Annotated in this window: 21 protein-coding genes; 8 read left to right on the top strand and 13 right to left on the bottom strand. The window is 38.7% G+C overall.

From position 1 onward, the window contains the following. The first annotated feature begins 57 nt into the window (after positions 1–57). The 6 genes from AN389_RS14895 to AN389_RS14870 all read left to right on the top strand — a co-directional run bounded on the left by AN389_RS14895 (position 58) and on the right by AN389_RS14870 (position 3,298). On the top strand, positions 58–603 hold the full coding sequence (locus AN389_RS14895) for a hypothetical protein (protein ID WP_055020148.1): 546 nt from the start codon (positions 58–60) through the stop codon (positions 601–603). 12 nt (positions 604–615) lie between these two features. Then, entirely contained in the window at positions 616–852 is a 237-nt protein-coding gene (locus AN389_RS14890) for a hypothetical protein (protein WP_055020166.1), read from the top strand. A 130-nt stretch (positions 853–982) separates the two neighbouring features. After that, a complete protein-coding gene (locus AN389_RS14885) occupies positions 983–1,570 on the top strand; it encodes a hypothetical protein (RefSeq protein WP_055020147.1) in 588 nt (195 codons plus the stop codon). 101 nt (positions 1,571–1,671) lie between these two features. Next, a complete protein-coding gene (locus tag AN389_RS14880; protein WP_055020146.1) occupies positions 1,672–2,205 on the top strand; it encodes a hypothetical protein in 534 nt (177 codons plus the stop codon). A gap of 80 nt (positions 2,206–2,285) precedes the next feature. Next, a complete protein-coding gene (locus AN389_RS14875; protein ID WP_055020145.1) occupies positions 2,286–2,816 on the top strand; it encodes a hypothetical protein in 531 nt (176 codons plus the stop codon). Positions 2,817–2,842: 26 nt separating this feature from the next. Then, the gene (locus AN389_RS14870; protein ID WP_055018626.1) at positions 2,843–3,298 is read left to right on the top strand and encodes a hypothetical protein; all 456 of its coding nucleotides are present in this window, start codon (positions 2,843–2,845) and stop codon (positions 3,296–3,298) included. 17 nt (positions 3,299–3,315) lie between these two features. Here AN389_RS14870 and AN389_RS14865 read toward each other — a convergent pair whose 3' ends face one another. From AN389_RS14865 to AN389_RS14835, 7 genes are all read right to left on the bottom strand, one after another. After that, a complete protein-coding gene (locus AN389_RS14865; protein WP_055020144.1) occupies positions 3,316–3,768 on the bottom strand; it encodes a GNAT family N-acetyltransferase in 453 nt (150 codons plus the stop codon). A gap of 31 nt (positions 3,769–3,799) precedes the next feature. Then, positions 3,800–4,390, bottom strand: coding sequence for a DUF2238 domain-containing protein (locus tag AN389_RS14860; protein ID WP_055015166.1), 591 nt, complete (start codon positions 4,388–4,390; stop codon positions 3,800–3,802). Between the two features lie 61 nt (positions 4,391–4,451). Then, a complete protein-coding gene (locus AN389_RS14855; RefSeq protein WP_055015167.1) occupies positions 4,452–5,243 on the bottom strand; it encodes an SDR family oxidoreductase in 792 nt (263 codons plus the stop codon). Between the two features lie 58 nt (positions 5,244–5,301). Further along, on the bottom strand, positions 5,302–5,805 hold the full coding sequence (locus AN389_RS14850) for a DUF962 domain-containing protein (RefSeq protein WP_055018614.1): 504 nt from the start codon (positions 5,803–5,805) through the stop codon (positions 5,302–5,304). 73 nt (positions 5,806–5,878) lie between these two features. Next, on the bottom strand, positions 5,879–6,565 hold the full coding sequence (locus tag AN389_RS14845; RefSeq protein ID WP_055020143.1) for a Crp/Fnr family transcriptional regulator: 687 nt from the start codon (positions 6,563–6,565) through the stop codon (positions 5,879–5,881). Further along, entirely contained in the window at positions 6,562–7,218 is a 657-nt protein-coding gene (locus AN389_RS14840) for a hypothetical protein (protein ID WP_055018613.1), read from the bottom strand. The genes AN389_RS14845 and AN389_RS14840 overlap by 4 nt, the downstream gene beginning before the upstream one ends. Before the next feature lie 473 nt (positions 7,219–7,691). Beyond that, entirely contained in the window at positions 7,692–10,823 is a 3,132-nt protein-coding gene (locus AN389_RS14835) for a pilus assembly protein (RefSeq protein WP_055020142.1), read from the bottom strand. A 372-nt stretch (positions 10,824–11,195) separates the two neighbouring features. Here AN389_RS14835 and AN389_RS14830 point away from each other — a divergent pair, with 372 nt between their 5' ends. Further along, positions 11,196–12,509 carry a S41 family peptidase gene (locus tag AN389_RS14830; protein WP_055018611.1) on the top strand — a complete coding sequence of 438 codons (1,314 nt, stop codon included), beginning with the start codon at positions 11,196–11,198 and terminating at the stop codon, positions 12,507–12,509. 75 nt (positions 12,510–12,584) lie between these two features. Here the strand turns inward: AN389_RS14830 and AN389_RS14825 are convergent, their stop codons facing one another. The 6 genes from AN389_RS14825 to AN389_RS14800 form a co-directional block, all read right to left on the bottom strand. Then, positions 12,585–12,995, bottom strand: a complete 411-nt coding sequence (locus AN389_RS14825; RefSeq protein WP_055015172.1) for a hypothetical protein — start codon at positions 12,993–12,995, stop codon at positions 12,585–12,587. A 237-nt stretch (positions 12,996–13,232) separates the two neighbouring features. Then, the gene (locus AN389_RS14820) at positions 13,233–13,748 is read right to left on the bottom strand and encodes a M23 family metallopeptidase (RefSeq protein ID WP_055020141.1); all 516 of its coding nucleotides are present in this window, start codon (positions 13,746–13,748) and stop codon (positions 13,233–13,235) included. 55 nt (positions 13,749–13,803) lie between these two features. Beyond that, positions 13,804–14,073, bottom strand: coding sequence for a YrhK family protein (locus tag AN389_RS14815; protein ID WP_055015174.1), 270 nt, complete (start codon positions 14,071–14,073; stop codon positions 13,804–13,806). Between the two features lie 334 nt (positions 14,074–14,407). Next, the gene (locus AN389_RS14810; RefSeq protein ID WP_055020140.1) at positions 14,408–14,815 is read right to left on the bottom strand and encodes a hypothetical protein; all 408 of its coding nucleotides are present in this window, start codon (positions 14,813–14,815) and stop codon (positions 14,408–14,410) included. A gap of 269 nt (positions 14,816–15,084) precedes the next feature. Further along, a complete protein-coding gene (locus AN389_RS14805) occupies positions 15,085–16,341 on the bottom strand; it encodes a sodium:proton antiporter (protein ID WP_055015176.1) in 1,257 nt (418 codons plus the stop codon). A 148-nt stretch (positions 16,342–16,489) separates the two neighbouring features. Further along, positions 16,490–16,897 carry a hypothetical protein gene (locus AN389_RS14800; RefSeq protein WP_055015177.1) on the bottom strand — a complete coding sequence of 136 codons (408 nt, stop codon included), beginning with the start codon at positions 16,895–16,897 and terminating at the stop codon, positions 16,490–16,492. A gap of 317 nt (positions 16,898–17,214) precedes the next feature. Between AN389_RS14800 and sbcB the strand changes: the two genes are divergently transcribed. Further along, positions 17,215–18,660, top strand: a complete 1,446-nt coding sequence (gene sbcB, locus AN389_RS14795; protein ID WP_055018607.1) for an exodeoxyribonuclease I — start codon at positions 17,215–17,217, stop codon at positions 18,658–18,660. The last annotated feature ends 371 nt before the right edge of the window (positions 18,661–19,031 follow it).

The following is a 19,031-nucleotide window of genomic DNA, read 5'->3' as shown; positions in this document are numbered from 1 at the left end:
TCGTAATTTAAGTTCAGTATTTTGAAATTTTAAGCAAAGGAATATAAAGGAATTATAATGCAAGTTACACATAAAAAAACGGAAGATAAGTATCAAGAATTTAGGGATGTAAGTCGTCAAATTGCGCAAGATGCTTTACCAGCTGGTCTAATTGACGTAGTTAATTTAAAGCCTGTAGATAATCTATCTTTAAGTCACTCAAAAAGGTGGGAAATTAGTGAGACTAGAAAAGATGATGCAAATTGGTCATGGGAAGATAGTATACCTGATTATTCATACCGCAATCCTAAAAGATTTGATTTAGCAATATGGTATGCCAATGCTCAGCTATGTGGCCTTTGTATAGGTAAACCCACTTTTACAGGTGCGAGGTTACGGTTAGATGTAATTGAAGGCTCTCCATTAAATCATCCATTAAAAGGGAAAATAGTTTCAATTTCTATATCTGCTGCTGAAGCTTACGCTGATTTAATTGGTGCAGATCAAATACGCATAATGAGACCTTTAAATAAAGAGCTTATCCGCTATTACCAAAGTCATGGGTTTACTTATCGACAAGGTAAAGCTAGTAATACACCATCATATTTATGGCGTAATTTATAAATGGGTACTGATATGACAGATAAACCAGAGCCTGGCACTCCTGAGTTCGAAAAATGGTTAAAGCAAAGAGCAAAAGAAAGAGCTGAAAAGTTATTTGCTGAAGAAATGCCTCCTGAATTAGCTGAATTAGAAAAAGGTCTAATTGCAGGCCCAAAAGATATTTCAGATATAATGCCTGAGAAGTCAATTCCTGAAGATATTGCTATAGATAAGAGAAATAAGAAAAAGCATTTAAAATCAATTAAATAGTTAAGTTTTAAAAAACCGACTAACAAGTTGCTTAAACGGACACAAACAGCTGGCTGTGCTCGTACCTCGCTATTATAGCCAACAATTATTCGCCCCTTAGTGAGGCGTTAGCTTTTTATCAGGAGTGGAGATGAAGAAGAATCTAAAAATTTTAATCTGTATATTTACATTAGTAGTTTTGAGTGGTTGTAAAACTACAACTAATAATAAATTTTTAATCCACTCTCCAAACTATGTCTTCAAAGAAGCTGAAATTGAAATCATTAAACATAATGTGGTTAGCGTGAACACAGAAATTGCAACTATTAGTACTGAATTTAAGTATGTAATTAATGAACTTGATCTAGAAAATTATGAATATCAGTGTCTTATAAGTGATAGATTAGTTTATGATAAACAACGTGATATTTATTATGGGGGGCTCAATCACTCAGTAAGTTGTGAAATATCAGCTTCCTCGGATGTAAAGACTGTGCTGTGGGAAACTAAGTTAACTAGTTATAAGTTTTATCCTATATCTATTAAGGATTCATCCGGTAATGAATGGGTTTATGAAAATGGAGAGAAGATTCTTAAACCACAAAAACCGATAATAGATGAGCTGCCTTCATTAAATACTTACAGTCTCCGAATCTTAAAAAAAAGTCGTAAACCTAAAACTACGGGATCGTTACCTATAGGAGGCTCTCTTCCAAAGGTAATAAATTTAAAAAGCTAACAAGTCATTAAACAGGGACAAAAAACAGTTGGCTTTTTGCTCCTTCGTCGCTAATTTTAACCAACTATTTTTTGCCTGTTAATTGGGCGTTAGCTGTACTCATGAAAACTGATAAAACGTCTCAATTTCTGTGGTTCATTTTCCTAATACTAGGTGTTTGGTTTTCAATCGAAACCGTGAACAGTACCTTTTTCGGCTTTGAGCTAGCAATAGGTACTGCTCTGTTTGGTTTAATTATAGGGCTTGTCTTACACAAAAAGCGTAACCCATCTGAGCTTTGGGATAGTTTTGTAGATAAGAGGAGTTTTTTTAGAAGTCAGCGTAGAACAACTTATATGTTCTTTTTTCTCGCCGTTGTAGGTTTCTTGAACTCTTACATGTTAGTTGGTGAGCCGGAGTATTTGGATACTGAAATAATCGAAAAAAGAATCAGCAGGGGGAAATCGACTAGTTATATATTGGCTATAGCTCCAGAAAAACTCGGCACGCTAGATCTAAAAGTTGGCGAAGAATTTTGGAATTCTCAATCAGTGGGCAATACGCTCATGATTTCGGTGCAAGAAAATATTTTTGGTTTGTATGTAGTTACGGATTACAGCACAGCTAACAAAACGCTTAAAAATTCGGACACGTAACAGTTGGCTCGTTTCCGCTTCGCTTCAATTTTAGCCAACTATTACTTAGCCGTTTAGCGCGGCGTTCGTAAAGGGTTGTCGTGTTACCGATCGAATATAAAGCACAAAATTATCACGAATGGAATCAGGAAAGATGGGATGAGTACTTTCTTCGTTTAGGTTTGCCTGATGATGAAGCTAAGCGGCAATTTTTCCGGCATGTAGTCTATGACCACTTTGAGCACCATAATAATCATTATCCAGATTTCGAAATCGAAGATTATGAATATTCGTTAATTCAACTAAGCGTTTCCGAAGTTAGAGAAAAGGTTCGGTTTTTTCCCAGCCCTGATTTGTCTGAGATGTGGGGCCTTCAATACGATGATTTCGAGAAAAGGGACTATCCATATCCTATCTATCAGGAAATGTCTAAAAATAAGACGCCACCATTTCCTCCAATCATTCTAGATTCTTCTAACTTAAAGGTTAATGGTTGGCGAGTTTATGGAAGGCCTAATCATCTTATAGAAGGCACACATAGAACCTCCTATTTGCTGAGAATGGCGGAGAGAAATGTTATTGGCTGGGAGAGTAAGCATGATTTTGTGCTTCTTACACCAAAAAGCACCTAACAAGCCAGTGCAAAATGGAGTTGGCATTGAGTCTTAATATCCAATCCAAATTATTAATTAGTGCAGGTGTTATAGCTTCCGCTTCTGCGATCTGGCACCTACTCTGTATTTTGGGCGGTCCTAGTTGGTTTGCATTTGCTCGGGCACCTCAACAAATAATCGACTCTTCGATTCAAGGAACTTTACTTGCTCCAATTGGCACAATAATCGTTGCAAGCTTAATGTTTGCTTGTACTATTTTTGCTTTTTCAGCAGTTGGTTTAATTCGCAAAGTTCCTCTGCTCAAATCAGCTTTAATTACCATTGCAATGATCTGCTTATTGCGGGGATTAATTGCTGTTCCTACATTTGTAACGCCTTCAGGTTTAGATACTTGGCAAATTGTAGCGAGTACTGTTTGGCTTTATGTTGGTATTTGTTTTTCCGCTGGTAGTATAGAACAATATAGTCTTGGTAAATTAGGCACACAGAAAACTTCTTAAACTCTCCACCCCATTTATTAGATCTCACTATTATTTTTACTATACACATTTTCAGTATTAATTTGCATTAGCAGCACTGGGTTGTCTATCGGTTTAAACCCGTATTGCGCATACAGGCCATGGGCATCATAAGTGGCTAATAAAAAACGCCTAAGCCCTTGCAGCTCAGGGTGCGCTACTATCGTTTTAACAAGTAACTTGCTCAGACCATTACCTTGCAAATTTGGGATAATAAATACATCAGCCAAATAGGCAAAAGTGGCGTTGTCGGTTACTACACGGGCAAAGCCTACTTGCTCGTTATTAGCACTGTAAACACCAAAACACATTGAGTTATCAATCGCTTTTTGCATCACGCTTTTGGGTATTCCTTTAGCCCAATAGCTATTAGCAATAAAGTTATAAATAAGGCTCATATTAAGCTTGCTTTTATCTGTGCTTATTGTGAAATTGCGGGTATTTACAGTCATAGCTTATTGTCTTTTTATCATAAAATTTGAATCAGTAATCTTTAACATTTTTTAACTGTTTATCGTGTACTTTTGAAAGCACTAACAGCGAGCAAATAGCCCCAAGTAACGCAATTCCCATATCAGATTGAGTATCCCATACGTACCCTTGCGTACCTAAAAATGCTTCTGCGTTTTCACCGCTTAATACTGCAACCCACCACTCTATTAGTTCGTAAAAAGCACTAAACGCTAAACATATCGATACAACGAACACATTTAGCCAGCCTTTACCATTTACTACGTTTTTGCGTAGTAATATTTCACGCGCTAATAATGCAGGCACAAACCCTTGAAAAAAGTGCCCTACTTTGTCGTAGTTGTTACGCTCACTGCCAAATAAGTTATCAAACCAAGGGACTTCGGCGTAGGTGTAATGCCCGCCAACCATTAGCACAATGCAATGCGCTAATATAAAGCCATATAAAATGGGGGTGAGTTTAAAATGCTTATAGCTGCTTGCCATAAGTACTAAACCAATGATTGCGGGGATAACTTCAAGCAGCCAAGTAAACTGATCTTTTGGGTTAATTCCGGACCAAATTAATACAATAAAAAACAGGCCAAGCCATAAATACTTCATTTAGAATCCTTGTCTAAATTGATTGAATTTACAGCATTTTATATATCTAAATCGCCCGATGCTACCTATAGTTTGTTTTAGCGGTTAATCGATTAAATAAGCGAGGGAAAAACCGTTTAATGGTCGGGGCCCAGCCACTTAAGCCTTTACCAACAATTACTTCGTCTTTTTTATTACCAATTGCGAGGATCATTTTTTTAGCGGCTACGCTTACATCCATGCCATTTTCTATTGAGTGCTCTGGCTTGTTTTGCGCTATGCCTTGCTCGTTTAACGAATTATGTGCAATGGCGGTTTTAATAGAGCCAGGGCAAATAGTTAAGCAATGAATGTTATGCTCTGCAAGCTCAGCCCGCAGGCAATCCATAAAGCCTACTACCGCGTATTTAGAGCCTGAATAGCCCGTTCTAAATTTAGAGCCTACTTTACCCGCAACGCTACTAATAGAAACAATAGAGCCGCTGCGCCTTGCTACCATACTAGGCGCTACCGCTTTGGTAAGTGCTATTAGGCCAAAGTAGTTAACTTCCATTAATTGGCGATAAACATTAAAGTCGTTTTCTAAAAATAGGCTGCGCTGTGACACCCCGCCGTTATTAATTAAAATATCGATAGCAGGTAATGTCTCGAGTAAATTAGTAACCTGATCCAAAACAGCCTCCGGTGCTGACAAATCAAGTGGCAGTACAATGTGGCCATCGCCGTGTAAGCTTTGCTTTAGTTTGTTAAGTTTATCAACGCTTCTGGCGGATAAAATAACATTAGCCCCAAGCTGGGCAAACTGAGTTGCGAGCTCTTTACCAATACCTGATGATGCACCTGTGATCCATACGGTTTTATTTATATAATCCATGCGTTATTTACCTTTATGTTCTCTGGTGCTAATACTTATCGTATTAGGTCGCTTATTATTATGCTTTAGTTGGGCCTGCTATGGCGTTAACTTCATCTTCTAAGGTTTTATAAAAACCCATTAAGAATAAAAGTTCAACGGTTACATATAAAGGGCCAATAATTAAACCGATTAAATCATCCACAAACGCGGGCTTTTTACCTTCATAATAATGGCCAATAAACTGTAATACCCAACCAAATACAAATACGCCAGCGCCAATACTTAACCAAGGCCAAAAAGTCATTGCCGCGATTGGCTGCGCCGCTAAAAGTAATAATGTAAACAGTACGCCCATTATTAAACCAAGCGACACGCTCAGCATTAAGTAATACACCACGCTTGCAAAAACAAAAAGCTGCGCGCCATCAATAAGTAAGCTGCCAATGGGTATTTGAATACGTGCTAACAAGCACAGCACGGCAAATACAATAAGCGGAATGCCAAAAAAATGAGTTAAGACGTTGCGTTTAGAGCGATGGTACAAACCATATGTACCAAGTTGTTGCTGTAGGGTTTTCATATGTGTGCCTTTTATTGTGTTTTTTTACACTATATCAGGCTTTTAAAATATGACTCTGTCGGGTTGCCGACATTTACTGGCTACAAAGTTGCTCTAAAGCTGATTGGTTTAAAATGGTTACTTTGTTATAGCCAAGTTCGATGAGTTGCTGCTTTGCTAATTTTTTGAGGATTTGATTGGCGGTTTGCCGTGTAAGGTATGTCATATCAGCCAATTGTTGCTGCGACAGAGTAAACGTATGGCCATTACTTTGCGCTAAGTGTGCACACAATATGAGTAAGCGTTTTGCTACACGTTGCTCGGCGCTTAATAGTGCGTGATCTTCCATGCTAGTAAACATAACCCGCAATTTTTGGGCAAGGAGTAACCCAAAGTCTTGCCAATAATGCGGATATTGTTTTAACAGTTGCTCAAGTGCACGATGAGGAACAAAACACAGTGTTACATCGGTTTGCGCATAAACATCGTGGGTGCGCATTCCGCGGTCAAATAAAGTGACTTCGCCAAACCACAGCGAGGCGTCAACAAAGCTTAAAACAGCTTCTTTACCATTATTACTTACCCCACTAATACGCACCACACCACTTAATACAGCATAAATACCGTCGTGTTTATCACCTCGTAAAAAAAGGGATTGGTGCGCGCTAAGGCTCAAACATTTTGCGTGGCTTAGTAAAAACTGCTTTAAGTGTGTATCTCGGCCAGAAAACCACTGCCCTTGTTCAATAATGTGACACTGTGCTTTGCTAAGTTCTTTCATTGCATTGTGTTTATATGTGGTTTTAGCTCTTTAGCTAACGACTTTGGTAGGTCTAAATTGCTGGCAATAACAAAATCGTTATAGGCTTCATTACCGGAGAAAAACTCCCCTATAAGCGTTTTATTTTTATATACATTCACTGTAACACCACTGCCCATACCACCAGCATTAATAATGTAGTAATAGTAATTGCCTTTGTTAAAAAACAAAATGCTTTCGCCTATTTTTCCTATTTGGCGATAGTAGCTACCAAATGGCTGCGCTGCTGTGGCAGTGTACTCTAGGCCAATTTTTTGCTCCGTGCCATAACGATAAGTAATAGCCGAGTTATCATTAGCCACACACACAGACAAAATATTGTCAGTGGGTTTTAGTGTATAAGTCACTTTTGCGGTTGGGTTTCGTATCACCTTTTGCATTTTAGCATTTATATAGGCTGTTTCCCCGCGTTTACAATGACTTGGTACAACTCCCTCTATTAGGCCTTCTACAGCAAGTCGCTGTTTTTCTACAGCAGCCACCGGTAAATTAGCGTTTTCTTTTTTAGCCACTAACGGTGTTTTACTGCTACTAAATAAACCCACTTCCTCATCGCAACCATTTAAAAAGAGTACGGGAATACAATAGCAAAAAGAGATCAATTTGAAACTCATACTAATTCCATCTAATACAACTTAACCTTAAAATAGCGGCAAAATTAAGCACTAGCAACCATTAAAATTGGTAAGTTTTATAAAACATTTTTTTAGTCATGTTATGCAAATATTGCTTTACTATTTAGTGACTTATTTAATATTCATTTACACATAAACTGGTTTATTTACGTTCAATTCATAAACAAGCCGATATACGTATATCTATTTTTAATATTAGGATAATGCGCTTTTTTTATGAGCTAACGCAATTTAGTAGCGGCTAAGAGCTGAGCTTTTATTTATAGCCACAGGCTGTGGTAGGTAATTTATTTGAGATAGAAGGCGCTGCGGTGATCTTTCTTAATCAGAACACTTTAACGTAGCAAGGTTTATTTTGGGCTCCAGTCGTATTAGCGAGTAAGTTAGCGCATGCCTTTTAAAGGCATGCGCAGTAAATAATAACAACACGTAATCCTAAAGCTTAAGATAACCTAATCAGACGACGAGTCGTTTTCTTCACGCTTGTAGATATAAGTTTGCTGTGTTTTGAAGCCAAAACCTAATGTATCGCTGTCATTTACAAGTTTCACTTTACCATCAACAACAGTTAGCCCTGGGCCGTTAATTTCAGGCGGTTTGATTGGGTTTACGGCGCCTTCACCAGTTAGGCTTGGGCCAATTAAATAAAACTGGCTCACTTGGCTAACAGGTACTGTTTCTTCGTACTCGTAGCCATCACCTGGGATACCATCATCAGGTGTTGGCACATCACATAATCCATTATTGTTAGCATCTATACATGAGTCGCCTTCACCAAAATACAACTGAGCGGTATCGGGTACATCGTAGCTGGTAGTAAATTTAAGTTGGTCGTACACTTTTGTGCCATAGTGTAAATGAAAAGCGTACATTGCACCTCCGCCCCCCGTTAAAGAGCACTGATTTTTATCAGACTCCAGAGCAGGTGTAAACGATGTATAATAAGCTACACCTCCTACCACGGTGGCTGCAGCCAATGATTTTTCACCATTACTTAGCTCATATCGCCACCCTTTAAAGCCAGCTAAATCGGCTTCAAGTTCTACAAACTCATCAACATTATCTAGTGCATTACCAAATGGGTCGTCATTCATAAGCATTAAATCACCTGGCAGTATGGGCTCTGGTGTATTTTGTGAATCGAAGGTTTGAGTCACGGTATGCTCATCACGAATCATGTAAAGGTGATCTTGCTCATTGGTTGCAAGCGGGTTTGAGCGATTACCACTGCCTACCACAATTGCATCGTAAGGTGTGTCTAACCGTGTGGTTATTTCCTCACCACCATAGCTCGTTTTACTTACTTTACTAAACATAGTTCGTGCGACTAATGGCTTGTAAAAAAAGCGTCGGTCTTGCGTTGCTAATGAACTGCCAAGCTCTGCTAATTTGTAATGAGAAAAACTATTTTTGTCAGCACCTGGCATATCAACACGCCAAATGTTCCCCCCAGTATCAGTGGCATATAAACGGTCAATATAGCCATCGTAATCGGAGTCAAGCGTTGCTATATCGGCAGCTATACTGTGCTTACCTTGAAAATTGTTATCATCGGGTGTTAGTGCCCATACTCTTTCACCGGTTTTAGCTTTAACAATGTAAATGGCTGTACCAGAGTTATCCTCACTTCGAATTGCGTTGTCTTTGTTTGTATCGTATCCGCCACCAAATACCAGTAAAGGCTCATCGCCAAACGCCTTAATATAGGCTATTTGCGGTTTAGACCAAGTTTGAGCCAAGTATTCAAACCCTTGCGAGCCACCAACAATAGGTTTATTCCATAACTGTTTTGGTTTATCTGGTGAGCTAATATCAAGTGCGTAATAGTTTTCCCCCCCGCGGCGCATGCCAGCAAACGCCCATACTTCATCACCTTTAGTGGCATCTATTACGCCGTCATTTAAGCCGTCACTGTTTAAACTTTTATTGTTAAAAAACACACTAATGGGCCCATCCATACCATACACTTTGGTATTGGCTTGATTGGTACGAAGTGCAGGTATATTTTTTAAAAGCTCAGCAGGTATAAATGCCCACTCTTCTTCAATGCTGTCACCTTTATCGTTAAACATGTGTAAAAAGCCAGCATTAGTACCCACTAAAATACGTATGTTGCCATCACCATAATCAATAGATACCGGCTTAGAGTGCAAAGGATCACCAAAAATATTAGCACGCTGATCTACTGATGAGGCATCACCATCTTCGTTATCTACATCCATGCCTCTTGCCCAGCTAATATCAGTGCTCGATATAGCAATATCAGTACCTGGTATGATGCCCCCGATGGCATCTGACACTATATTTAAAATTTCTTTTACTCTATCAAAGGTAAAATCAACAATTTTGCCGCCTGAATCTATATACAGCTTACGGCTTTGTGAATCTAAACTTGAAAGTAAGTAGTTTACGCCCCCTTGTGCGACTAAATTACCATCGGCCGGTTTATTTGAGGGTAGCCAAAACGTGCGAGCGTCTTCTTTAATTAAGCCATCGTCACCTATTGCCTCATTACCTGTTGAGTCAACAATGGTAGAGCCCGACATAGCTAGTTTTTTTAAATTCCCGCCCCAACGAGCGCCTGTTTCAGGATAAAACATTGCAAAATAAATTGCGTCTCGGCTGCGGGTTTGGTCAACGTTATTACTGGCAACCGTAGGCGATGAAAAGCTATCGTTTACTTCACGTATTCTAGAAATGGTATTATTTAATGCTTCGGAGAGCTCTGCTGAGGTATCTGCGTGAAGATACTCGCCTCCACCAAGTTCAGCGGTTTTTTCAAGTAGCGTTTTACCTTTACTGCTCATGCCACTACCAAAGCCTATAGTAAATACGCGTCCTGTGTCTGCCACCTCGGGTGTGTTTTCGTAAAGATCTATTTCAACATCTTTTGTACCATGAATAATTTGGGCTAGAGCCGCTAAATAACTACTACTTGTTTTACTGGGGTTGTAACCAAATTTTTGTTTGTATAAATCTTTAATATCTTTATTACGGTTATTATCCTGAGTCGGGTCGCCGTCGGTCATTAAAATTAAATTTATAGAGTTATCACAGCGCTCCGCTGCTCCATACTTTTGTTTAAAAGGTGATATATAGTCCGGTGGCGTTAAGGGGTTATCATTGGTCTCTACGCTAAAGTCTCGTTGATTAGTATTTTGTCCATACCAAACGGTTTGCCCTGTCATGTATAGGTAGGCTTCCCAGAGGGTTTCTGTAACTGGGGTATTACCACTGGCAGGAAGCTTATTTATCTGCCATAAAATAGTGTCATGTGATGAACCCAAGCCAGCCATAACATAGCCCCCGTGGTCACCATTAAAGCGCATTAATCCAAAGTCGATGGTGTTATTATCGTTGACTAGTTGGGTCATGGCATCTTTAGCCGCATCTATTTTTTTAGGCCCGTTGTTAGGAAGTTTACTTCCCATACTTCCTGAGGTATCAAAAATAATCACTACGCGGGGGTTTTCATCGGTTTCTACGTTATGGTTAACGTACAGCTCTATATCTTCAGCAGTTACAGAGAGGCTAACAGTTGCTGCAACAAAAGAGGCAACAATGCGATTGAAGTTGAGTTTCATTTTAAATCCTTTTATCTGCGCTAAAATCACGCAGTTCCATTCAAAGTGCAATTACTTATTTATCTTTAGTTTTAATTAGAAAAATGCACAAAACAGCTAAATGTCATTAAACATAAGCTTGTTTACAAAAATTAATATTAACTGAATTTGTTATTTTAGGTACTTTAATGAAAATAGCCGCAAATATAAAGAAATTTAATACTCTTAGCATATTGATATATGCACAGCCTTTAGTAAAACCTCTCGTTTTTTTAAAAAATTAATCTTATAAAAGCGATAATAAACTCAATAATTTACACAATAGTTACCTGTTGCCATAAAAGCATTAGTGTTGTAGGTTTGTTAATTAACCCAAAACTTACAAGGATTGTCATGATTAAAAAAACAAAAAATATAATTTTATCTAGCTCAATTTTATTACTCTGTGCATGTGGGGGTTCCTCAGAAAACGAAGGCAATGCTATAAGTTCCGACCCTGCAGTATGCGCTAGTCAAACCGCACAAAACGAAGCCCTTTGGGACTACCTTCAAACAGATTACCTTTGGAGTGAGCAGCTAAATACCTCAACAAACCCATCTACATTTGATTCATTAAGCGATTTAATGACCGAAGTTAAATCGCAAGTAGAATTAGATAAATACAGTTATGTAGTCACCGCGCAAGAATATGAAGACCGATACCTTAACGCGAGTTATTTTGGTTATGGTTTAGCAAACAAAATAGAATCTAACGGTCTTCTTGTAAAGTATGTATTTGACAATGGTAACGCAGCAGCTATGGGGTTAACCAGAGGCTCATTAATTACCATAATGAATGGTATAAATATTGAAGAAGCAATAACCAACAATACGTTTGACTACGATGCCTTATTGGGGCCTGAAGAAGAAGGCTATACAGTAGACGTAACATGGATAGATTTAAACGGCGAAGAACAAACCGGCAGTATGGCACGCGCCACAGTTACCACAAACACTGTACTAGATGCCCGCATTTTAGAATCTAACACAGGTAAGGTTGGCTACTTGGCCTTTAATAGCTTTATTGAACGCAGTGCACAAGACTTAGATGACGCATTTTCGTTATTCGAACAAGAGGACGTTTCAGAGCTAGTACTTGATTTACGCTACAACGGCGGCGGTTACCTTAATGTAGCTAAACAGCTAGCAAGCCAAATTGCTGCTGAGAACGTGCTTGGCAAGCCTATGTTTAATTACGAATATAATAAAAACCGTGAAACTAACAGCGTAGATTTTGAGTTGAATAATAACCAACCACGCCTTAATTTACCTCGTGTAGTAATACTTACCACTGAACAAACATTGTCTGCTAGCGAAGTGGTAATAAATGCGCTAGAACCTTACATTGATGTTCAGGTAGTTGGCACAAGCACAGGAGGAAAGCCTGTTGGCATGGATATTAATCAACTTTGTGACCACGTTGTGTTTGCAATAAACTTTAAAATGACTAACTCAGCTGGTTATGGTGATTACTTTGATGGTTTACCTGCAGATTGTTACGCCGAAGATACAATTAATTCTGATTGGGGCGATACCAAAGACCCTCTTCTAAGCGAGGCGCTATACCTATTAACTAATAATAGTTGCTCAACAACTCAAACAAGCCAATTTCCCAAACAAAAATCTATTTATAACAGTTTTGGCCTATTCGATAAAAACACGCTATAACACTTTTAATTGAATACAAAAAAGCCGATGCAGGGTTATCCTTTCATCGGCTTTTTTATCGCGCTATAACGGTTTTTATAAAGATAAATCTTCTTTAGCACGCGTTAAATTATGAGATACCAGTGAGTTTTTAGAGATTTGGTACGCTTCGTATAAATCTGAAAGGCCTGCGGTATCTTTTTTGGCCATCATGCGAGCTACTCCACGGTTACTTAATGCAAACGATGTTAGTTCGCGTACTTTTAAACGTGGGCCGCGGCTTTCTTTTAATAAGGCTATTGCTTGTGTACAAATGGCTTCCGCTTCTGTGTAGTTTTTAGACTCTACATTAAGTGCACAGCTATTAAATGGCTGTTCAAACTCCGGCGCTGCGGTTACAGAATCTTCAATAACCATTAATTTGTAGTCACTTTGATCAGCCATTGCAGCAGCTGAGCAAGTTAAGAATGAGCCAAGAGCGATGGTTTTTAAAAGTGTACGTTTCATGATTATCTTCCTGTTTGGTTAGTCGTACTTGTTGCCGACAACTTAACTTTAGATAATTTTGGTTACAGCGACAAACGATAAAAACAAACCTAATAAGTGAGAAAATCTAACTTATAGACTTTAGTCTAATGCCTACTGTAAATAGCGTTTCTTTCACTTTTAAAAAATACTGTAAAAACAAACGATTTAGCTACTATGGCAGTTAATTAGTAAAAGCCATCTATGCATAAAACTGGGTTAGTGAGCAGTCAACTTTTTATGCGGGTTTAAAAAAAACATTTGTCTCCACCCTTGGCTTTGTGTTGTATAAAGCCACGGTATAGGCACAAGCGATAGTATAGAATAATGCACATGAGGTTGCTTTCCTGCAGCATTACCGGTATCACCCAGTAAGCCAATTTGACTGTTTATGTTAACTACATCCCCTGCACTTACATGGTAGTCATTTAAATGTGCAAAATAGTGCACGCGCCATTTTGCACCTAATACCGCAACCACTTTGCCACCTTGGTTTAGTTTGCCTGAAAAAATAACAATACCGCTTGTTGCAGCAACCACAGGCGTGTTTTTAGCGCCAAAAATATCAATGCCTTTATGCACACCTGAGCGCCCCCATGGCGCATACCAAAATGTATTGTGATTCCAATCCTTACTTGTAGCGCCTTGCACAGGAATTACTAGCTTCTCAGGAATGAGTAAACCCATTATTAACAAAATTAAAACTGCGCCCAAAGTCCACTTTAAGACTCTCATTGCATTCCCTTTGTTGCAAATAGTCATTAAATTATTAATGACAATACCTTAACGCCTAGTGAGTATTATTAGAATGAAACACTTTTTTAACGTGCACTAAACTCATTAATTTTAATACAGGCTTTATAATTAATTGCGCACTGCCCGCTATAAAAAGCCAGGTACCGCTTTCAATTAATGACTCATTTAAAAAGAAAAAACTACCAATTAAAAACCACACCGCAATTAAAAAATCGTTAACTGCGCCCAATGCTTCATAACGGCGTTGGATAGTAATATGCTCTTGTCCTAAGTCTAAGTTAAGCTGATTTTTGCTAGAGCCCATAAATACTACTCACTCTTTAATTTTGAAATTAAACTAACCTGCTTTTACAAGCTAAGCTTATCAGAATAATACAATAGCAAAATACACTTAATCAAAACGTTGATTTATATCAGTCAGCATTTTTATAAATTTATTTCCGCACTTAGAGCTAATCATTTAAACAAAGCCTATCTAATAATCTCGTTGTGTTTAATTGAACCGCGTAGAATCTTTCTTACTCATAAGTAAGCCCAAAATTTATAAGGCCATTTAAGGGCGTAATAACACACAAAAAAGCCCCTACCTAATATAAATAGGTAGAGGCTTTTTTGTGACTCTCGCTAAGTAAATTGCTTTATAAGGCAAGCTCTTCTTTAGCACGAGTTAAGTTATGAGACACTAATGTGTTTTCAGAAATTTGTACTGCTTCATATAAATCAGCTAATGCTGCGGTATCGTTATGTGCTTTTAAGCGTGCAACACCACGATTACTTAACGCATACGATGTAAGCTGGCGTACCTTAAATTTAGGGCCTTGTGCATCTTTTAACAGTGCAATGGCTTTAGTACAAATTTCTTCAGCTTGAGCGTAGTTTTTTGATTTAACATTAAGCGCACAGCTATTGAATGACTGTTCAAGAGGCTGCGGGGCAGTTTCGGTTTTAATAACCATTAGTTTGTAGTCACTTGAATCAGCCATTACAGCTACTGAGCAAGTTAGTAATGAGCCAAGAGCGATGGTTTTTAAAAGTGTACGTTTCATGGTTTATCTTTCCTAATTAAGTTAGTCGCGCTTGTTGCCGACAACTGAACTTTAGAGTAATAGCTCAGCGCCGACAAACGAGAAAAACAAACTCAATAAGTGAAGAAATTTAACCTATAGACTTTAGTCTAATATACGTACAAACTTAAATGTTTAACAGCATGTAAACTAGTGTAGTTACTGCTTGTTTTGAAAAAAGTTTTAAAACAAGTGGTATGCAGTGGCTATGCACACACGCCACTAAACTGTACAAAAATAAAGCGTTAAAATTATTTAGCTTTTATGCTTGTTGCGACTTTTCCTACGCTTAAGCCTTGCACTAAAATTGAAAAAACCACTACTGCATATGTTAAAGCAAGTAATATATTACGCTGCGCTCCATCAGGTAACTGCAATACAAGCGCCACTGAAATCCCGCCACGTAAACCTCCCCAGGTTAACACTTTCCATGCACCGCAGGGCAGTTCAAGCTGTTTATTAAAAACACTTGTTGTTAAGCCAACCACAATTAAGCGTGCGCCTAGCGCAATAAAAATAGTTAAAACGCCCGCCACCAGCAGATTAGCGGAGTACATAATCATCACCACCTCAAGGCCAATTAGCACAAATAAAATGGCATTTAAAATTTCATCAATAAGTTCCCAAAACAAATCAACATAGTGACGGGTTTTATCACTCATTGCTAAATTACGGCCGTGATTACCCACCATTAACCCCACCATAACCATTGCAAGTGGCCCCGATAAGTGCCAGTGGCTCGCCAATGCATAACCGCCTATAACACCCGCGAGCGTAAGTAATACTTCTTCTTGGTAGCTATCTATCGCCTTTAATAAATAATTTAAAGCGCCCCCTAATACTAAACCAAATGCAATACCGCCGCCTGCCTCAACAGCGAGCGTATGAGCAACAGAATAAGTAGTAGGTATTTCACCACTGGTTAAAATGCCTAATAAAAGCGCAAACACGACCACGCCTATACCATCATTAAATAACGACTCCCCCGCTATAACAGTTTCAATACTTTTAGGGGCGCCCGCAGAGCGTAAAATCCCCATTACTGCGATGGGATCTGTTGGCGAAATCAACGCACCAAATAATAAACACCATATAAACGATAGGTTAAACCCTAATAAAGGCACCACAATGTATAACGCAGCAGCAATAATAACTGTCGAAATTAGCGTACCGGCACACGCTAAAATACCTATGGGTAATTTATAACGCCTTAAGTCACTTACATTTACGTGCAGCGCCCCTGCAAAAAGCAGCATGGAGAGCATGCCATCGAGCAAAACGTGAGTAAAATTGAGTTGATCAAGTAGGCTTACTTCGTAATCAATAAGTTTATCAAACCCTAAAAAGCCCAAAAATATCGCAGCAATAGATACCAAAAGCGAGATAACCATCACTCCAATGGTGGTTGGCAAGCCAATAAACCGGTTATTAATATAAGCAAGTAATGCGGTTATTGTTAAAAAAATCGCGCTGATTTCAAATATACTCAACGTACTCGTGACATCCATAGTCTTACTCTCTTATATGTATAAACCAACTAGTGTTCACTTTTTACATTGCCCTTTTAAGCCCCGTAACGTAAAAAGCCCATGTTAAGTACAAACTTAACATGGGCTTTTTATACACTGGCTTAATTAAAGCATGTTTAGCACTTTTTTATAGTGCAAGCTCTTCTTTAGCAAGTGTTAAATTATGAGATACCATTGTACTGTTAGACATTTGCGCTGCCTCGTACAAATCAGCAATAGCTGCTGTGTCATTATTTGATTTTAAGCGCGCAACCCCTCGGTTACTTAACGCGAATGACGTAAGTTGGCGTACTTTAAATTTAGGGCCATCTGCATCTTTTAATAGTGCAATTGCTTTTGTACAAATTGCTTCAGCCTCAGCATAATTCTTAGATTTAACATTAAGAGCACAGCTGTTAAATGACTGCTCAAGTGGCTGTGGTGCAGTGGCTTGTTCGATAACCATTAATTTGTAGTCACTTGTATCAGCCATTACAGCAGCTGAGCAAGTTAATAAAGAGCCAAGAGCGATGGTTTTGATAAGTGAGCTTTTCATGATTATATTCCTGTTGAGTTAGTCGTGCTTGTTGCCGACAACTGAACTTTAGAGAATTACAATAAAAACGACAAACGATTAAAACAAAACCAATAAGTGAAGAAAATTAACTTATAGACTTTAGTCTAATGCCAAACTAGTAAGCAATTCATAGCAAGTGCATTAACTATAATTAGTAAACACCACCTAATTTAACTCCCTTATCAATCGCAAACCTATAAACTCCCTCGCCCATATGCCATAATCTAAATAATTCATTATTTTAGTAACTTGGCGCGTATTTAGGCGTATTTAAGTTAACTATTCAGGGTTTTACCATGGCATATCAAGAGCAAAATCAAGCAACAATCTACTGGCACGATTATGAGACATGGGGAGCAAGCCCTCAAAAGGATAAGCCGAGCCAGTTTGCGGGTATTCGTACCGATCTTGATTTAAATATAATTGGCGAGCCGCTTATTGAATATTGTAAGCCGCAAGCGGATTACTTGCCCCACCCTGAGGCGTGTTTAATTACGGGTATCACACCACAAGTGGCGATGAAAAAAGGCTTAGTTGAGGCTGAGTTTATTGCAAAAATTCATGCCGAATTTAGTGTGCCAAACACCTGTGTGGCTGGTTATAACAGTATTCGCTTTGACGACGAAGTTAGCCGTTATAGCTTTTATCGCAACTTTTACGACCCGTACGAGCGTGAATATAAAAACAATAATAGCCGCTGGGATATTATTGATTTAGTACGTGCTTGCTATGCGCTTCGCCCTGAGGGTATTGAATGGCCACTAAAAGAAGACGGTAGCCCAAGCTTTAAGCTTGAGCATTTAACGGTAGCGAATGGTATTGAACACGCTGCTGCGCACGATGCGCTAAGCGATGTAACCGCCACTATTGCACTGGCTAAACTAATAAAAGAAAAACAGCCAAAGCTTTATAACTTCTTTTTTGGGCTGCGTAATAAAAAAGCGCTCGGTGAGTTAGTAGATGTATTTAATATGACGCCGCTGGTACATACCTCGTCACGCATTCCAGCCACACAAGGCTGTACCACATGGGTTGCGCCTATGAGCTTTCACCCGGTAAATAAAAACGCGGTTATTTGTTTTGATTTAACCCAAAGCCCGCAAGTACTCATTGATTTAAATGTAGAAGAGTTACGCACCCGTTTATATACAAAACGTATTGATTTAGCCGAGGGTGATTTACCTGTTGGTTTAAAACTGGTGCATTTAAACAAGTGCCCTATTTTAGCGCCTGCTAAAACATTATTGCCTGAAAACGCCGCCCGTTTAGGCATTGACCGCGAGCAATGCCTCGCTAATTTAGCTATTTTAAAAGCCAATACTGAACTTCGCGATAAAGTAACTGAAGTGTTTAACGAAAAAGGCGATTACAGTGCCACCACTAACGTTGATTACCTACTTTACGATGGCTTTACCAGCCATGCCGACAAAGCTAAATTTGCGATTATACGTGATGCTAAACCAGAGGAACTCGCTGGCTTAAATTTAGATTTTGAAGATAAAAAGTTCAATACATTACTATTTAGATACCGTGCACGAAACTGGCCAGAAACACTAAACCAACAAGAACTTGACCAATGGCGTCAGTATTGTCAAAACAAGCTAATGCACGGAGAAGATCAACCTTCTATCAGTGCACAAGATTTTATGATCACCCTTGAAAACTTGGCCCATGAGCACGACGACAGCGAAAAGAACCTGACCATTTTAAAGGCTTTATATAATTACGCACAAAGCATGTAATTTAAATTTGTGTAGAGCACTTTTAAAACGCGATGCTTTAGCAATAAAGTATCGCGTTTTTTGTTTTATATAACTTCATTACTATAGAAAAGCCAAAAATTCTGCACAAAGAGAGGCGAATGAGAAGACATAAAAGCAATAATCTTTTTAGCTTTAACAATTCCTCTGAAAGCGCAGCGTCTCTTACCCTCTTTGTGAATAAATCACTTTACGGGCTTTGCCCGTCACGCAAGCAAGCTTGGCGTCTAAAAGTAAAACCCATACCTACACCTTGGTGGTAGGCGTAGAGCTTGCTCACGTGAAAAGCGCAGCTTTTTAAATTAAGAAATAATCCACAAAGAGAAACAAATGAGGAGCAAATGAGAAGACAT

The organism is Pseudoalteromonas sp. P1-7a, assembly GCF_001401855.1.
Taxonomy (GTDB): Bacteria; Pseudomonadota; Gammaproteobacteria; order Enterobacterales; family Alteromonadaceae; genus Pseudoalteromonas.
The sequence above is the reverse complement of the archived record's forward strand: the minus strand, read 5'-3'. Positions and strand labels throughout refer to the sequence as shown.

Excerpts from the sequence above, each read along its gene's own strand:
- AN389_RS14895 (WP_055020148.1), top strand. The coding sequence starts at position 58 with ATGCAAGTTACACATAAAAAAACGGAAGATAAGTATCAAGAATTTAGG.
- AN389_RS14890 (WP_055020166.1), top strand. The coding sequence starts at position 616 with ATGACAGATAAACCAGAGCCTGGCACTCCTGAGTTCGAAAAATGGTTA.
- AN389_RS14885 (WP_055020147.1), top strand. The coding sequence starts at position 983 with ATGAAGAAGAATCTAAAAATTTTAATCTGTATATTTACATTAGTAGTT.
- AN389_RS14880 (WP_055020146.1), top strand. The coding sequence starts at position 1,672 with ATGAAAACTGATAAAACGTCTCAATTTCTGTGGTTCATTTTCCTAATA.
- AN389_RS14865 (WP_055020144.1), bottom strand. The coding sequence starts at position 3,768 with ATGACTGTAAATACCCGCAATTTCACAATAAGCACAGATAAAAGCAAG.
- AN389_RS14860 (WP_055015166.1), bottom strand. The coding sequence starts at position 4,390 with ATGAAGTATTTATGGCTTGGCCTGTTTTTTATTGTATTAATTTGGTCC.
- AN389_RS14855 (WP_055015167.1), bottom strand. The coding sequence starts at position 5,243 with ATGGATTATATAAATAAAACCGTATGGATCACAGGTGCATCATCAGGT.
- AN389_RS14850 (WP_055018614.1), bottom strand. The coding sequence starts at position 5,805 with ATGAAAACCCTACAGCAACAACTTGGTACATATGGTTTGTACCATCGC.
- AN389_RS14845 (WP_055020143.1), bottom strand. The coding sequence starts at position 6,565 with ATGAAAGAACTTAGCAAAGCACAGTGTCACATTATTGAACAAGGGCAG.
- AN389_RS14840 (WP_055018613.1), bottom strand. The coding sequence starts at position 7,218 with ATGAGTTTCAAATTGATCTCTTTTTGCTATTGTATTCCCGTACTCTTT.
- AN389_RS14835 (WP_055020142.1), bottom strand. The coding sequence starts at position 10,823 with ATGAAACTCAACTTCAATCGCATTGTTGCCTCTTTTGTTGCAGCAACT.
- AN389_RS14830 (WP_055018611.1), top strand. The coding sequence starts at position 11,196 with ATGATTAAAAAAACAAAAAATATAATTTTATCTAGCTCAATTTTATTA.
- AN389_RS14825 (WP_055015172.1), bottom strand. The coding sequence starts at position 12,995 with ATGAAACGTACACTTTTAAAAACCATCGCTCTTGGCTCATTCTTAACT.
- AN389_RS14820 (WP_055020141.1), bottom strand. The coding sequence starts at position 13,748 with ATGAGAGTCTTAAAGTGGACTTTGGGCGCAGTTTTAATTTTGTTAATA.
- AN389_RS14815 (WP_055015174.1), bottom strand. The coding sequence starts at position 14,073 with ATGGGCTCTAGCAAAAATCAGCTTAACTTAGACTTAGGACAAGAGCAT.
- AN389_RS14810 (WP_055020140.1), bottom strand. The coding sequence starts at position 14,815 with ATGAAACGTACACTTTTAAAAACCATCGCTCTTGGCTCATTACTAACT.
- AN389_RS14805 (WP_055015176.1), bottom strand. The coding sequence starts at position 16,341 with ATGGATGTCACGAGTACGTTGAGTATATTTGAAATCAGCGCGATTTTT.
- AN389_RS14800 (WP_055015177.1), bottom strand. The coding sequence starts at position 16,897 with ATGAAAAGCTCACTTATCAAAACCATCGCTCTTGGCTCTTTATTAACT.
- sbcB (WP_055018607.1), top strand. The coding sequence starts at position 17,215 with ATGGCATATCAAGAGCAAAATCAAGCAACAATCTACTGGCACGATTAT.